The 14838-nt window shown below is 72.9% G+C and carries 12 protein-coding genes and 1 pseudogene; 10 read left to right on the top strand and 3 right to left on the bottom strand.

Annotated elements, in window-relative coordinates; genetic code table 11:
• Window positions 1-21: 21 nt before the first annotated feature.
• The gene (locus tag AC156L_RS32830) at window positions 22-2442 is read left to right on the top strand and encodes a hypothetical protein (protein WP_330875663.1); all 2421 of its coding nucleotides are present in this window, start codon (window positions 22-24) and stop codon (window positions 2440-2442) included.
• Window positions 2443-2610: 168 nt separating this feature from the next.
• Here the strand turns inward: AC156L_RS32830 and AC156L_RS32825 are convergent, their stop codons facing one another.
• Entirely contained in the window at window positions 2611-3585 is a 975-nt protein-coding gene (locus AC156L_RS32825; RefSeq protein ID WP_330875664.1) for a helix-turn-helix transcriptional regulator, read from the bottom strand.
• A gap of 119 nt (window positions 3586-3704) precedes the next feature.
• Here AC156L_RS32825 and paaK point away from each other — a divergent pair, with 119 nt between their 5' ends.
• Window positions 3705-5045: a phenylacetate--CoA ligase PaaK gene (gene paaK, locus AC156L_RS32820; protein WP_330875665.1), complete on the top strand. Its 1341-nt coding sequence runs from the start codon at window positions 3705-3707 to the stop codon at window positions 5043-5045.
• Window positions 5042-5498 (top strand): annotated as a pseudogene (locus tag AC156L_RS32815) (TetR family transcriptional regulator). The gene paaK and the pseudogene AC156L_RS32815 overlap by 4 nt, the downstream one beginning before the upstream one ends.
• Here the strand turns inward: AC156L_RS32815 and AC156L_RS32810 are convergent.
• Together AC156L_RS32810 and AC156L_RS32805 are read right to left on the bottom strand one after the other, a co-directional pair.
• Window positions 5495-5974: a hypothetical protein gene (locus AC156L_RS32810; protein WP_330875666.1), complete on the bottom strand. Its 480-nt coding sequence runs from the start codon at window positions 5972-5974 to the stop codon at window positions 5495-5497. The pseudogene AC156L_RS32815 and the gene AC156L_RS32810 overlap by 4 nt on opposite strands.
• Window positions 5975-7471, bottom strand: coding sequence for a helix-turn-helix domain-containing protein (locus AC156L_RS32805; protein WP_330875667.1), 1497 nt, complete (start codon window positions 7469-7471; stop codon window positions 5975-5977). It lies immediately after the preceding gene.
• 345 nt (window positions 7472-7816) lie between these two features.
• Here AC156L_RS32805 and AC156L_RS32800 point away from each other — a divergent pair, with 345 nt between their 5' ends.
• The 7 genes from AC156L_RS32800 to whiA all read left to right on the top strand — a co-directional run bounded on the left by AC156L_RS32800 (window position 7817) and on the right by whiA (window position 14816).
• Entirely contained in the window at window positions 7817-8308 is a 492-nt protein-coding gene (locus tag AC156L_RS32800; RefSeq protein WP_330875668.1) for a hypothetical protein, read from the top strand.
• A gap of 616 nt (window positions 8309-8924) precedes the next feature.
• Window positions 8925-9320 (top strand): Rieske (2Fe-2S) protein, encoded by a 396-nt coding sequence (locus tag AC156L_RS32795; RefSeq protein ID WP_330875669.1) that lies wholly within the window; start codon window positions 8925-8927, stop codon window positions 9318-9320.
• Between the two features lie 101 nt (window positions 9321-9421).
• Window positions 9422-9910, top strand: coding sequence for a Rieske (2Fe-2S) protein (locus AC156L_RS32790; RefSeq protein WP_330875670.1), 489 nt, complete (start codon window positions 9422-9424; stop codon window positions 9908-9910).
• Window positions 9911-9968: 58 nt separating this feature from the next.
• Window positions 9969-11927, top strand: a complete 1959-nt coding sequence (gene uvrC, locus AC156L_RS32785) for an excinuclease ABC subunit UvrC (RefSeq protein ID WP_330875671.1) — start codon at window positions 9969-9971, stop codon at window positions 11925-11927.
• Window positions 11928-11953: 26 nt separating this feature from the next.
• Window positions 11954-12811 (top strand): RNase adapter RapZ, encoded by an 858-nt coding sequence (gene rapZ, locus AC156L_RS32780; RefSeq protein ID WP_372506937.1) that lies wholly within the window; start codon window positions 11954-11956, stop codon window positions 12809-12811.
• Between the two features lie 8 nt (window positions 12812-12819).
• Window positions 12820-13839 carry a gluconeogenesis factor YvcK family protein gene (locus tag AC156L_RS32775; protein WP_330875720.1) on the top strand — a complete coding sequence of 340 codons (1020 nt, stop codon included), beginning with the start codon at window positions 12820-12822 and terminating at the stop codon, window positions 13837-13839.
• Window positions 13830-14816, top strand: a complete 987-nt coding sequence (gene whiA, locus AC156L_RS32770; RefSeq protein WP_330875672.1) for a DNA-binding protein WhiA — start codon at window positions 13830-13832, stop codon at window positions 14814-14816. Before AC156L_RS32775 ends, whiA begins: the two co-directional genes overlap by 10 nt.
• Window positions 14817-14838: the final 22 nt, after the last annotated feature.

Genomic DNA, 14838 nt, shown 5'->3' with positions numbered 1-14838 from the left:
GGCGTGCGCAAGGACTCTGCGGTGCAGGCGGAACGTGCCGTTCCAGCGGAACGCGCCGTGCAGCAGCAGCAGATTGTGGTGGAACAGGTGGCACCGGTGGAGCAGCAGCAAGAAGTACGCCCCGAACCCGAGCAGGCGGCCCCCGCACCCGCGGCCAACGCCTCCGTGGTCTTCGCGGGAGCGACACTCGTGGTGGGACCACCGGAGGGGGCGAGCCAGGCGGCGCTGACACTCGCGCGCTCCCTGCCCGCCGACCGAGGCCGGACCGTGGTCGTCATCGACTTCCCGTCGGGCAGCGAGAGCACGTTCTGGCAGGCGGCGGCGAACGCCCTGCGCGGCCGGGGCGGCATCCGGCTGGCGGTGTCGTTCGCGGGCAGCATGCGCCCGACAGCACCGGCCCAGTGGCTGGCGTCGCAGCTCAACGCCGAGGTCATCGCCCCGGACGGCGCGCTCACCACGGTCCCCGGCGCCGCGTTCGTGACCGGTTCGTCCGGCTACGGCAGCTGGCTCCGCTTCCTGCCCGGCGCGTCCCCGACGCCCTTCGGCAGGCGCTTCCCCGTTCCCGCGTGGGAGGCCATGGACCCGAACTCGGCGTGGCCGACCGGTGACGTCGGCATCGCCGAACCCATCCCCGCGGGCCTGTGGCTGCGCGCGCAGAGCGTGCCGTTCGACCCGAACTCCGCGGACGCGCGCGCCATCGTGGCGCTGCCGTGCCGCGAGAACGTGCTGACGATCGTGATCGGCGGGCCCGGCCAGCCGTCGATCCCGACCGAGGAGATCTGCAAGCTGCTCAACGCGCTGCCGTCCGCGGCCCGCAGCCGGGTCCGGCTGGTGCAGTACGACATCGAGTCGGGCACCGACCAGGCGCAGCTCGTGGCCGAGCAGCTCGGCGAGCCGATCACCGTCTACACCGGTCTGCCCGTGTCGAACCTGCGCGAGGGCGGCGGTGCCGTCGTGGTCGCGGTGAACCGGCGCGGCCAGCCGACGTGGCACCCGTTCGTCACCGAGCTGCGCTGCATCCCGCGCGCGATGAAGGACGAGAACGAGGTCTCCGGCTACCGCAACCCCGTGCCCGGCCTCGCCGAGCTGAGCCCCGGCGTGTTCGGGCTCGGCGACGGCGTGGTGCTGGAGGTCGTGGCCTCCGGGCTGTGGGTCCGCGAGGCCACCACCACCGGGGGTGCCGACGTGCGCTCCCTGCCGGTCGACCCGGAGTGGGCCCGCCTCACCGTGGGCACGCCGGGCCGGTCGACGCCGGGCGCGGTCGCCGTCGCGGGCGCCGCGCTGGTGGAACGCCTCGAACCCGAGGTGCGCAAGCTGCTGCGGCTGGTGTTCTGCGACGCGACCGAGACGGCCATCCCGTGGCCGACGGCCGTGGAGGAGGAGAGCACCCGGCCGACGCCGGTCTTCTCCGAACCGGACGAGCCCGTCCGCTCCGCCCCCGCCCACGCGCTGGCCGCCGAGCCCGCCACCGTCGTGACCGCGAAGCTCACCCCCGAGCCCGCCCCGGCGGCCCCGGCGGCCCCGGTGGTCGCCCACCAACCCGCTCCCCAGCCGGTCGCCCAGCCGCACGTCGAGCTGCCGACCCAGGTCACGGCCACCGCGTCGATCGAGGAGTCGGCAGGGCGGCACGAGGACCTCGCCGACTCCGAGGTGCCGCTGCGCGTCGAGGGTCCGGTGCCGACGCCGCCGTCGCCCGCGTGGGAGCCGAAGAACTCCAAGTGGGGCGAGGAGATCCACAACGAGCGCGAGACCGTCCCCGCCGACCACCGGACCACCGACCAGGAGCGCGACTCGGTCCGCCGGATCCTCGGCGAGCGCTACCCGTCCTACGCCACGGCCGTCGGCAGGCTGCTCGCGCAGCGGTCCGGCCCGCTCGTCGACACCGTGCCGGTGGAGACCCTCGTGACCGAGCTGGCGGCGCTGGCGGCGTTCGTCGGCCAGGACGAGGAGATGATCGTCGAGACCCTGCGCAAGGGCACGCTCGGCAGGCTCCGCCCGTACGTCGCGGCCATCGTCTCCGGGCTGAACAGGCTGCCGCTGCACCAGGGCATCACGACGTGCTGGAGCGTCGCGCCCGCCAACGTGGCCAACCGGTTCCGCACCGGCGAGGTGCTGGTGGAGCACGGCATCCTCAACACCCACGCCAACCCGCAGGAGTCGTTCGACGGCGGCGTCGAGTACCTGGTCTGGTCGCTCAGCGGCAGGCGCGTGGAGGTCGTGGACCGCCGCGCGGGCGTCGTGAACGAGCGCGTCCTGTTCGCACCCGGCTCCTGCTTCAAGGTGCTCGCGGTGTCCGAATCGGACGGTGCCGCGCCGACGCAGGTGCTGCTCCAGGAGGTCGCGGACTCGCGCACCGAGCGGCAGCTCGCCCAGATGCGGCCGGGCGTCCTGACCCAGCTCGAACGCGCCGCCGTGGCGCTGCGGTCGCTGTCCAACGCCTGACGCCGACCCCCTGACCGCACCCGGCGGCGCGGTCAGGGGGTTCGTCCGGCAGCGCGCGGCGCGCCAGGGGAGGGCGAGCACCACCATCCGAACCCGCGACGCGGTGGCCACGCCGTCGACGGTGCCCGGTGGGAAGCGGTGGCGCAGCTGAAGGTTCGTGGCCGAGCGTCAATCCGCGCTGAGGTGCTCGGCCCCGGCGGCCCTGGTGAACCGCTCACCCAGCACGCGCAGGTGTTCGCGCAGCTCCGGCGGGTCGAGGACCTCGAAGTCGAAGCCCATCACGCCGAGGTGGATGGCGAGCACGTCGAGGCGTTCGGCACCGGTCGTCATCAGGCAGCTGTGCTCGTCGACGGCCTCCAGCGACGCCGAGGTCGGTGACGTCTCCTCCCGCACGGCCTCGATCGGCGCGTGCACGAGCAGCCGCGCCCGGTGCCGGTACACGACGCTGCTCACCTGCCGCGACACGTACACCGCGAGGTCCTCGTGCGGGGGCTCGCGCGGGGTGAAGCGGGCGGCGAGCGTCGGGTCGCCGTCGATGCGGTCGAGCCGGAACGTCCGCCAGTCGGCGCGGTCGAGGTCCCACGCGACGAGGTACCAGCGCCTGCCGGTGTGCACCATGCCCCGCGGTTCCACGTGCCGGGGGGCCGCGTCCGCGTCGCGGCCCTGGTAGCGGAACCGGATCGCCTGGTGGTCGCGCGTCGCGCCCGCGATGGTCGTCAGCGTCCCGGCGTCGATCGTCGGCCCGAACGGTGCCAGCGTCGACGTGTGCGCGGTCAGCGCGCTGACCCGCCGCCGCAGCCTGGACGGCAGCACCTGTTCGAGCTTCGTCAGCGCCCGCACGGACGTCTCCTCGATGCCGGACACCGTCCCGTTCGCGGCGGTGCGCAGGCCGACGGCGACCGCCACCGCCTCGTCGTCGTCCAGCAGCAGCGGCGGCAGCTCGGCGCCCGCGCCCAGCTGGTAGCCGCCCGCGACGCCCGAGGTCGCGTTCACCGGGTACCCGAGGCTGCGCAGCTTGTCCACGTCGCGGCGCACCGTGCGCACGTCCACGCCGAGGCGGCTCGCGAGGTCGGCCCCGGTCCAGTCGCGGCGCACCTGCAACAGCGACAACAGGCGCAGCAGTCGAGCTGAGGTCTCCAGCATGGGACGAGTCTCGCACCCATCGCGGACAAGGACGGTCCGCGATGGGTGCGGACCTTGACCGGAAGCCCGGCGCTAATTACCGTCCATTCGGTCAGTAAACCGCGCGGAGAGGTGACCTCGTGACCACCACGCACAGCGGCGTGCCCCGGTCGAGGCGGCTCGGCGCCGCCCCGTCGCGGGACGAGCTGACGGCCGTCGAGCGGCTCGGCGTCGACGAGCTGCGCGCCCTCCAGCTCGACCGCCTCCGGTGGACGCTGCGGCACGCCTACGACAACGTCCCCTTCTACCGGGCCGCGTTCGACGCGGCGGGCGTGCACCCCGACGACTGCCGCGAGCTGGCGGACCTCGCGAAGTTCCCCGCCACCACCAAGCACGACCTGCGCGACAACTACCCGTTCGGCATGTTCGCCGTGCCGCAGCGCGACGTCCGGCGCATCCACGCGTCCAGCGGCACCACCGGCAAACCCACCGTCGTCGGCTACACCGAGCGCGACGTCGACACGTGGGCCACGGTCATGGCGCGGTCCATCTTCGCCGCGGGCGGACGGGCGGGGCACAAGGTCCACGTCGCCTACGGGTACGGGCTGTTCACCGGCGGGCTCGGCGCGCACTACGGCGCGGAGAAGCTGGGCGCGACCGTCATCCCGGCGTCGGGCGGCATGACGGCCCGCCAGGTGCAGATCATCACCGACTTCCAGCCGGAGGTCATCATGGTGACCCCCTCCTACATGCTGACGCTGCTGGACGAGTTCGAGCGCCAGGGCGTCGACCCGCGCACCAGTTCGCTCAAGACCGGCATCTTCGGCGCCGAGCCGTGGACCGAGCAGATGCGCCTGGAGATCGAGGAGCGCGCGGACCTCGACGCGGTCGACGTCTACGGCCTGTCCGAGGTCATGGGGCCGGGCGTCGCCCAGGAGTGCGCGGAGACCAAGGACGGGCTGCACGTGTGGGAGGACCACTTCCTGCCCGAGGTGATCGACCCGGAGACGGGGGAGTCCCGCCCCGACGGCGAGGACGGGGAGCTGCTGTTCACCTCGCTCACCAAGGAGGCGCTGCCGATCATCCGGTACCGCACCCGCGACCTCACGAAGCTGCTGCCCGGCACCGCGCGGCCCGCGTTCCGGCGGATGGAGAAGGTGACCGGCCGCACCGACGACATGATCATCCTGCGCGGGGTGAACGTGTTCCCCACCCAGATCGAGGAGATCGTCCTCCGGGTCGACGGGGTCGCGCCGCACTTCCAGATCCTGCTCACCCGCCGGGAGCGGCTCGACCGCCTCACCGTGCTGGTCGAGGCCCGCCCGGACACCACGGCCGACCGGCGCCGGTCCGCCGCCGACGAGATCCGTGCCGGGGTCAAGGACGGCGTCGGGGTCAGCGTCGAGGTGGACGTCGTCGACCCGGACACGCTGGAGCGCTCGGTGGGCAAGATGCGGCGCGTGATCGACCAGCGCCCGTGACCGGGGCGGCCCGCCGCGGCAGGCCGGGTCACGACCTGGAGTCGCTGCTGCGGGTCGCGGTCGGCCGGGCGCTCGACGGCCTGTTCGCGCTGGCCGCCGAGGTCGAGCGGCACGACGGCCGCGCGCTGGAACGGCTGGAGCACCTGGTGCGCGGCAGCGTCCTGCTGCTGGTCGACCGGCTGCCGTTCGTCACGCTGCCGCCGCGCGTGCGCGGCGACACCGACGCCGCCCCCGCCCGCCGCCGCTGGTTCGACGGCGCGGTCGCGGGCCTGGTCGCCCAGGCCGTCGACGACGATCCGCGGGCCGACGTCGACCCCGCCACCGCCGCCCGCCCGCTGTTCGGCGTGGTCGACTCGCCGGTCGAGTGGAACCGGCCGGGTCGGCGACGTCCGCGCCGCCGACCCGGCCGACGCCGTGGCGGCGACGGCGTCCACCGGTCTGCGCGTGCGCTAGCCGCGGGCGGCGCCCTCCGGCCACACCACGACCACCGGCACGCCGGACGCGCGGGCGTGCTCGACCACGTCGCCGGTGCCACCCCTGCCGCCCGCGGGCTGCCCGTCCCACACCGCCACGAGCAGCTCCACGCTGGCGAGCATCCGCTCGTTCGCCGCCACGTACGCCTGCCGCCCGGACAGCATGAACGGCAGGACGCTGACGATGTCCGCCCTCGCGATCAGCTCGTCGTAGGCGGCCACCCGTTCCGGCTTGAGCTTGGCGCGGTAGTCCATCGCGGGCAGCACGACCTCGACCTTGCCGCCCAGCTCCAGGACCACGCGCGCGAACAACTGGTCCGCGCCGGGGGCCAGGCAGGTCACCCCGATCAGGGATGACCCGCCCGCCTCCTCGACGAGCACCGCGCGGATCGCCGCGTGCACGGCGTCCACGCACTCCGGCACCAGATTCGTGTGCCCGGTGATGCCGACCCGCATTCAGGCCGTCCGCATGGCGCGGATGGCGTCGCGCGTGTCCTGGACACCGGGCAGGTTCCGGTGCCTCTCCGCCTCCTTCGAGAAGTCCTGCAACTTCCGCAGCACCCGGCCAGACGAGAGCCGTTCCACGGTCGGCAGCACGTCGCCGATCAGGTCGCACGCCTCCTCCGGTTCACCCGCGACCATCTTCGTGCGGGCCAACCCGATCACGTCGAACGCCCGGTTGCGCACCCGTGACGGGTCGCGCAGGTCGAGCGCCCGCCGGATGTGCAGCTCGGCCGACGGAGCCTGCCGGGGATCGTGCCCCGCCAGGTCCCTCGTCCGCGCGCCGATCACGCCCTCCAGCTCGGCCTCGTCGAAGCTGTGCAACCACCACGGCTCCGTGTCGGCCTCGCGCTGCGAGAAGCTGTCCTGCGCGAGCCCGACCACCCGGTCGAACTCCCGCACCTGACCCATCTGCGCGTACGCCCACGCCTCCCTCGTCAGCAACAGCGCCTGGAGGGTCGGCGTCGCCGTCCGCCTCGTGCCGTACTGGGCGAGCTGCACCAGCTCCAGCCCGTCCTCGGGACGCCCGAGGTCGAACATCTGCCTGGCCATCGCGGCCAGGCAGAGCGCGGCGAACGGGTCGTTGCGGCCCGCTTTCGCCATGCGGACACCGAGCACGTAGTAGCGCTGCGCGGCGTCGTGCAGCCCCGCGTCCCACGACATGCTCGCCGCCACCTTCGACAGCTCCGCACCGATGAAGAAGGCCCGTTCCGTCGTCGGGCCCGCCGGTGCGCGCGACAGCCTCTCGGCCAGCTCGTCGAGCTGACCGAGCACCGCCTTGCGGGCCAACCCGAACCCGCCCCGCCCGCCCCAACCGCGCAGTCCGTCCGCGACGCGCTGGAGCGCCGCCAACTCCTCCTCGCTGATCGCCGAACTCGACGACCACCTGGACATGGTCTGCAACGGATGTAGCCACCGCTGAAGCGGTTCGACCAGTGCGGGACCCACTGCCACAGCGGCCGCTCCCGCGAGCGCCGCTCGTCTGCTGATCGCCAAGTCGTTCCTCGCCGTCTCCTCGACCGATCGGGCAATGCTCGACGCGTCCCACGCCGCGCCGAGCACATCGGGCGGGGCAGCCGTTTCCGGGCCCGCCTGGCTCTGGATGCCGGACCGGTCGAACCACAACCGGTCGCCGGGAATGCCCAGCGTCTGCGCGAAGTGGCGCAGGCGGTCCATCCGGTCGATCGGGTTCTCACCGCTCTCGTACCGGGACAGTTGTGCTTGGCTGATGCCCAGCCAGGAGGCCATGCGGTCCTGGGTCACCCGGCTGACGTGCTGCGGGTGGCGGCGGTACGCGGCGAGGACCGCGCCCATGTCGCGTTCGGCCAGTGCCCCCGCGATCGTCAGGTGGTCCCAGAACTCGGCAGGCTGCTCGGGAGGCCCGAAGACGTCGGCTCGCGCGCTGCGCCTGCACCCGTGGCAGAGCCGGTCCGTGTTGTCGGCGGCGATCAACGCCCCGCACGGGCATGCGCGCCTGGAACTGGATGCCCTTGGGCTGTTCTGTGCCATGGCCTTCGCTCCCGTCACTGAGCGTGCACACAAGTGTATGCCGCGGTGATCGGGAGTCCATGCATTTCGTGCATAAAGCGCGGTCGACGTCGGGAAAGAGCCCCGGTGACGCCGAGTGGTGGATGCCGGCGATGCATCCGGTGCATGAGCCGCACCCGCCGGGCGTGTGGTGTCCGCGTCGCGGGACCAGCACCCTGCTCCCATCACCGTCAACGGGCCTGATCCCCGTGCCGGAGGAGATCAGCACGTGCCTGAGTGCGACCACCCGACCAGGGAGGACGACCACCCATGAGCATCACCGCCGCAACCACCTCCGAGACCGCCAAGCGACCGGGAGTCCCGCACAGCCGCGCCCACGAGCAGTTATTGGGCGAGGCCATCGCCGGGTACCGGCTCCTCGGGTGGCGGGTGTCCGTCACCGAGCAGGGGGTGTTCCTGCCCCTCGGCCCCTCCACGACCGCGCTCGCCATGCCCGCCAGGATCGGCTCCCGCGTGCTGGCCGACCTCAAGGCGCGCATGCTCGCGGGCCCGGTCACCGTCATCCCCGGCCCGCGCGAGCACTGGATCTTCCTGGCCGAACTGGTCGCCCTGCTGCCGACCCACCTCAAGGCCCCGCCGGAGGTGCAGTTCGTCAGGTCCCCGCAGCGCATCGCGCTCCCGCCGACCATGACCCGCTACGGCTCGCTCCGCTGGGCCAACCCGCCGTCGCACAGCAGGCACTGGTTCCCGCCGTTCACGGCGGTGCTGGCGCTGGCGCGGAGCGCGGCGAACGACCGCTGATTTCCGGTGGGCGCCCACGCGCCCACGTCGGAACACCCACCAGAAGTCCGGTGGGTGGACGTCTCCGCCTGTTCTCGGGGATCGAGCAGGGGAGACGGGGCCACAGGCCACCGCGGCGAACAGTCGCGGTGGAAGTGGGCCGCAACGCGAAGCACCTGGCCACGGCAACCCCGCGACCAGGTGCTCGGCTCACACCCAGGAGGGGCCACGCCCGACTCCGACGACCCGGCTCCGGACCCACCGCCGTCAGGCGTGACGACCCGTCCGGCCGCTGGAGTCGCTGCCATGGGACGTGATCGCTCCGTCCGGTCGTCGGGATACCGCGCTTGACGAGCCGCGATGACGGGTCGGGCCTGTTCGTGACGATCTGTCCGGCTGCCGGCGTGGCCTGCGGAGTCGCTGCCATCGGACGTGACCGCCCCGTCCGGCCGCCGCGACACCGCGTCCGGCGGGCCGCGATCACGCGCCGGACCCACCGCCGTCAGGCGTGACGACCCGTCCGGCCACCGGGGCACTGCCTCTGACCAGCCGCGATCACGTGCCGGACCCGCCGAGGGCAGGCGTGACCACCCCCGTCCGGCACCCGCGACCCAACCGCGGGGGCACACTGGCCGGGGTGAACCGCCGAACCCTCCTGTGCGGACTGGCCGCCCTCCCGCTCGCGGCCTGCGCCTCCACCCCCGGCAAGACCCCCGGCCCCGGCACCGCGAAACCGGGCGACCGCCTCGCCGCCCTCGCCGACGTCCCGGTGGGCGGCGGTGTCCTCGTGGACACCCCCGGCAACGGCCAGCTGCTCCTCACCCAGCCCGGGGCGGGCACGGTGAAGGCCTTCAACCCGGCCTGCCCGCACCAGGGCACCACGGTCGCCCCGCCCACCGCGGGCGAGATCACCTGCCCCACCCACCGGAGCGGCTTCGACCCCGCCACCGGCGCCGTCCTGACTGGTCCAGCGCCCAGGGGCCTGACCGAGGTGGCGGTGAGGATCACCCCGGAGGGTGTGGTCCTGGCCTGAAGACTCGCTGAATGTGGCGAACTGGTGAACCCTTGATCCGCCGAACGCGTAATTGTCCGGTGTAGCCCGAACCACCACCCCACCACTACGCGGAGGATCGGTTGACTTCCCTAGCCGAGAACGCAGGCCCGTTGACGTCCCGCCGCTCGATGCTGTGCGGGCTCGCGGTCGCGATGGTCGTGCCCGGCGGTCTGGCCGCGTGCAGCACGACGACGACCAACCCGAGCACGGGCACCGGCAACACCGGCGGCAGCACCGGGACCGGCAACACCACCGGCGGCAGCACCGGCAGCGCGGGCGCGGCCGGCCTGGCCGCGCTGGCGGACGTGCCCGACGGCGGCGGCCTGATCGTCGAGTCCGGCGGCAAGCCGCTGGTCCTCACCCGGACCGGTGACGTCGTCAAGGCGTTCGGCGCGGCCTGCCCGCACGCGGGGACGACGGTCAGCCCGCCCAAGGGCGGGATCATCACCTGCCCGAACCACGGCAGCCAGTTCGCCGCCACCGACGGCTCCCTGAAGAAGGGGCCCTCGACGAAGGGGCTCACCGAGGTGCCGGTGAAGGTCGACGGCGACCAGGTGGTCATGGCCTGAGGGCGCCGATGGGTCGGCCACGCGCAGAACTGTCGGTGGCCGCACGTAGGCTTGTCCCGTGGCCGACCCGTCGACCTACCGACCCTCGCCCGGCACCATCCCGGAAGCCCCCGGCGTCTACAAGTTCCGCGACGCCGGCGGTCGTGTGGTGTACGTGGGCAAGGCGAAAAGCCTCCGCTCCCGGCTGAACTCGTACTTCGCGGACCTCGCGGGCCTGCACGACCGCACGCGCCAGATGGTGACGACGGCCGCCAGTGTCGAGTGGACGATCGTCAGCACCGAGGTCGAGGCGCTCCAGCTGGAGTACAACTGGATCAAGGAGTTCGACCCGAGGTTCAACGTCCGGTACCGGGACGACAAGTCCTACCCGGTCCTCGCGGTCACGCTGCACGAGCAGTTCCCCCGGCTCTACGTCTACCGCGGCCCCCGCCGCAAGGGCGTCCGCTACTTCGGCCCGTACGCGCACGCGTGGGCGATCCGCGAGACGCTCGACCTGCTGCTGCGGGTGTTCCCCGCGCGCACCTGCTCGGCGGGCGTGTTCAAGCGGCACAACCAGATGGGCCGCCCCTGCCTGCTCGGCTACATCGACAAGTGCTCCGCCCCGTGCGTCGGCCGGGTCAGCGCAGCCGAGCACCGCGACATCGTGGACGACTTCTGCGACTTCCTCGCGGGCAAGACCGACGCGATGGTGCGCCGCGTCGAGAAGGAGATGCTGGCCGCCTCCGAGGAGCTGGAGTTCGAGCGCGCCGCCCGCCTGCGCGACGACCTCGGCGCGCTGCGCCGGGCGCTGGAGAAGCAGGCCGTGGTGCTCGGCGACGGCACGGACGCCGACGTGGTGGCGTTCGCCCAGGACGAGCTGGAGGCGTCGGTCCAGGTCTTCCACGTGCGCGGCGGCCGGGTGCGCGGCCAGCGCGGGTGGGTCGTCGACAAGGTCGAGGAGGTCGACGTCGCCGGGCTGGTCGACCAGTTCGTCACCCAGTTCTACGGCGAGCAGGTCGAGGGCGCCGAGTCCAGCGGCGTGGTCGCCATGGCCGTCCCGCGCGAGGTGCTCGTCCCCGAGCTGCCCGCGGACGCCGAGGTGCTGGAGCGCTGGCTCAGCGACCAGCGCGGCAGCAGGGTGCAGATCAGGGTCCCGCAGCGGGGCGACAAGCGGGCGCTGATGGAGACGGTCGCGCGCAACGCCCAGGAGCAGTTCCAGCTGCACAAGCTCAAGCGCGCGGGCGACCTGACGGCCCGGTCGGCGGCGTTGCAGGAGCTCCAGGAGCTGCTGGGCCTCGACACGGCACCGCTGCGCATCGAGTGCACGGACATCAGCCACGTCCAGGGCACGGACGTCGTCGCCTCGCTCGTGGTGTTCGAGGACGGGCTGGCGCGCAAGTCGGAGTACCGGCGCTTCGCGATCCGGGAGGCCGCGGACGAGGGCGACGTGGCCTCGATCGCGGAGGTCGTGCGGCGCCGGTTCCAGGCGTACCTGAGGGAGACGGCCAACGACGTGCCCGGCCAGGTGCCCGGCATCGACCCCGAGACGGGCAAGCCCCGCCGGTTCTCCTACGCGCCGAACCTGCTGGTGGTCGACGGCGCGGGCCCGCAGGCGCAGGCCGCCGCGGACGTGCTGGCCGAGCTGGGCATCACCGACGTGGCCGTGGTCGGCCTGGCCAAGCGCCTGGAGGAGGTGTGGGTGCCGGGCGAACCCGACCCGGTGATCCTGCCCCGCGCCAGCGAAGCCCTCTACCTGCTGCAACGCGTGCGCGACGAGGCGCACCGGTTCGCCATCGCGTACCACCGGCAGAAGCGGTCCAAGCGGATGACCACGTCCGAGCTGGACGAGGTGCCCGGTCTCGGGCAGACCCGCAAGGCCGCTCTCCTCAAGCACTTCGGCTCGCTGAAGAAGCTTCGCGAGGCGAGCGTCGACGAGATCAGCGGTGTGCCCGGCGTGGGCAGGCGCACCGCGGAAGCCGTGCACGCGTCCCTGACGACGGGGAGCGGCGCGGCGAGTACCGAAGGGGAGAAATCGTGAGCGCACCGGCCGGCGAGAAGTCCGGCATCGAAGTCGCGGTGGTGACCGGCCTGTCGGGAGCGGGCCGCAGCACCGCCGCGAAGTGCTTGGAGGACCTCGGCTGGTTCGTGGTCGACAACCTGCCGCCCGAGCTGATCGCGACCATGGTCGAGCTGGGCGCGCAGGCGCGCGGCGCGATCACCAGGGTCGCGGTCGTCATGGACGTGCGCAGCCGCGCGTTCACCGAGGACCTGGCCGCCATCATCAAGGACCTCGACGCCAGGGGCTACAAGCCGAAGGTGCTGTTCCTGGAGGCGACCGACGACGTGCTGATCCGCCGGTTCGAGGCGGTCCGGCGCGGCCACCCGATGCAGGGGGACGGGCGGCTCGCGGACGGCATCGAGTCCGAGCGGATCCTGCTGACCCCGCTGCGCGAGGAAGCGGACCTGGTGCTCGACACCTCGGCGCTGTCCATCCACCAGCTGCGCGCCAAGATCGAGGACACGTTCGGCACCGAGTCGGCGACCCGCACCCGCGTGACGGTGCTGTCGTTCGGCTACAAGTACGGCCTGCCGATGGACTCCGACCTGGTCATGGACGTCCGGTTCCTGCCGAACCCGTTCTGGATCCCGGAGCTGCGCGAGCAGACCGGCCTGGACGGCGAGGTGCGCAACTACGTGCTCAGCCAGGAGGGGGCCGAGGAGTTCCTCGACCGCTACCACGAGCTGCTGCGGCTCATCGGCGCGGGCTACCGGCGTGAGGGCAAGCGGTACCTGACCCTCGCGGTCGGCTGCACGGGCGGCAAGCACCGCAGCGTCGCGATCTCGGAGGAGCTGGCGTCGCGCCTGGCCACCGAGGACGGCATGGCCGTGAAGGTCGTCCACCGGGATCTGGGTCGCGAGTGACCCGTTCGTTGAAGGCGGTGGCGTTGGGTGGAGGTCACGGCCTCCACGCGACGCTGACCGCGCTCCGCCTGCTCACCGACGACGTGACCGCCGTGGTCACCGTCGCCGACGACGGCGGGTCGTCCGGTCGGCTGCGCCGCGAGCTGGGCCTGTTGCCGCCCGGAGACCTGCGCAAGGCCATGGCCGCCCTGGCGGGCACCGACGAGTCCAGCAAGCTCTGGACCAGCCTCTTCGGCCACCGCTTCGGCGGGACCGGCGCGCTGGCGGGCCACGCTGTCGGGAACCTGGTGCTCGCCGGGCTGCTGGAGCAGCTCGGCGACCCGGTCGCCGTGCTGGACGAGGCGTGCAAGCTGCTCGGCGTTCGAGGGCGGGTGCTGCCGATGAGCGTGCAGCCGCTCCAGATCGAGGCGGACGTGGTCGGCCTGGACGAGGACGCGGCGCAGGTGCGCCGCATCCGCGGGCAGGTCGCCGTCGCCACGACCCCCGGCCGGGTCGAGCGGATCCGGCTGCGCGGGCCCGGCGGTGAGCGGGCGCGAGGGTGCCCGCAGGCCGTCGAGGCGGTGCTCGGCGCGGACGTCGTGCTGCTCGGGCCGGGCTCGTGGTTCACCAGCGTGCTGCCGCACCTGCTCGTGCCGGAACTGCGCGAAGCGCTCGAAGCGACCGCGGCGAAGCGGGTCGTGGTGCTGAACCTCGTCCCCCAACCGGGCGAAACCGAAGGCTTCTCGCCGGAGCTGCACCTCGACGTCCTGTGGCAGCACGCGCCGGATTTGAAGGTCGACGCCGTCATCGCGGACGTCGACTCCGTGCCCGTCCCGGACCGCCTTCGCCGCGCCGCCGCTGCTCTGGGCGCTGCGGCGCACCTCTCGCGCGTCGCGGAACGGGGGGAACCGGAGCGCCACGACCCCGCCGCGTTGGCCGCCAGTCTCCACCGCGCGTTGGGTGGCCCCGGTGAAAGCGCCGGTCAGACGTCCAGTAGAACGCTCCACAGGAGTAGTCAGCACAGGGGAGGCGAGGAATCATGGCGATGACCTCGGCGGTCAAGGACGAGCTGAGCAGGCTCGCCGTCTCGAAGACCTGCTGCCGCCGTGCCGAGGTGTCCTCGCTGCTGCGGTTCGCCGGAGGCCTGCACATCGTGGCTGGCCGAGTGGTCGTGGAAGCAGAGGTTGACCTCGGGTCCACGGCGCGTCGGTTGCGTCGGGAGATCCACGAGCTGTACGGGCACCAGTCGGAGGTCTTCACGATCACCTCCAGCGGGTTGCGCAAGGGGACCCGGTACGTGGTGCGGGTCGTGAAGGACGGGGAGGGGCTGGCCCGGCAGACCGGGTTGCTGGATCCCCGAGGCCGCCCGGTCCGGGGCCTACCGGCACCCGTGGTGTCCGGCGGCGTCTGCGACGCCGAGGCCGCGTGGCGGGGAGCCTTCCTGGCGCACGGGTCGTTGACGGAGCCGGGGCGGTCGTCCTCGCTGGAGATCACCTGCCCCGGACCTGAGGCGGCGTTGGCGCTGGTCGGCGCCGCTCGTCGCATGGGTATCGCGTCGAAGTCCCGCGAGGTGCGGGGTGCTGAACGGGTCGTCATCCGCGACGGCGACGCCATCGGGGCGATGCTGACCCGCCTCGGCGCGCACGACAGCGTGCTGGCCTGGGAAGAACGCCGGATGCGGCGCGAGGTGCGGGCGACGGCCAACCGCCTGGCCAACTTCGACGACGCGAACCTGCGGCGCTCGGCCAGGGCCGCCGTCGCCGCCGCCGCTCGGGTGCAGAGGGCGTTGGAGATCCTGGGCGCGGAGGCCCCGGACCACCTGGCAGCCGCCGGCGCGTTGAGGTTGGCGCACCGACAGGCCTCGTTGGAAGAACTGGGGCAGCTGTCCGAACCCCAGATGACGAAGGACGCCGTCGCCGGCCGCATAAGGCGCCTGCTGGCCATGGCCGACAAGCGCGCGAAGGACCTCGGCATGGACGACACCGAGTCAGCGGTCACCGCCGACATGCTCGAAGCAGAGGTGTAGCAGCGGCTCAGCACAGGTGGGT

This window comes from Umezawaea sp. (assembly GCF_057122925.1).
Note: the sequence above shows the minus strand (reverse complement) of the source record. Positions and strands in the feature narration are given on the sequence as shown.

Bases quoted from the DNA above. Each gene is read 5' to 3' on its own strand.
- AC156L_RS32825 (WP_330875664.1), bottom strand. From the start codon at position 3,585: ATGCTGGAGACCTCAGCTCGACTGCTGCGCCTGTTGTCGCTGTTGCAG.
- AC156L_RS32810 (WP_330875666.1), bottom strand. From the start codon at position 5,974: ATGCGGGTCGGCATCACCGGGCACACGAATCTGGTGCCGGAGTGCGTG.
- AC156L_RS32800 (WP_330875668.1), top strand. From the start codon at position 7,817: ATGAGCATCACCGCCGCAACCACCTCCGAGACCGCCAAGCGACCGGGA.
- whiA (WP_330875672.1), top strand. From the start codon at position 13,830: ATGGCGATGACCTCGGCGGTCAAGGACGAGCTGAGCAGGCTCGCCGTC.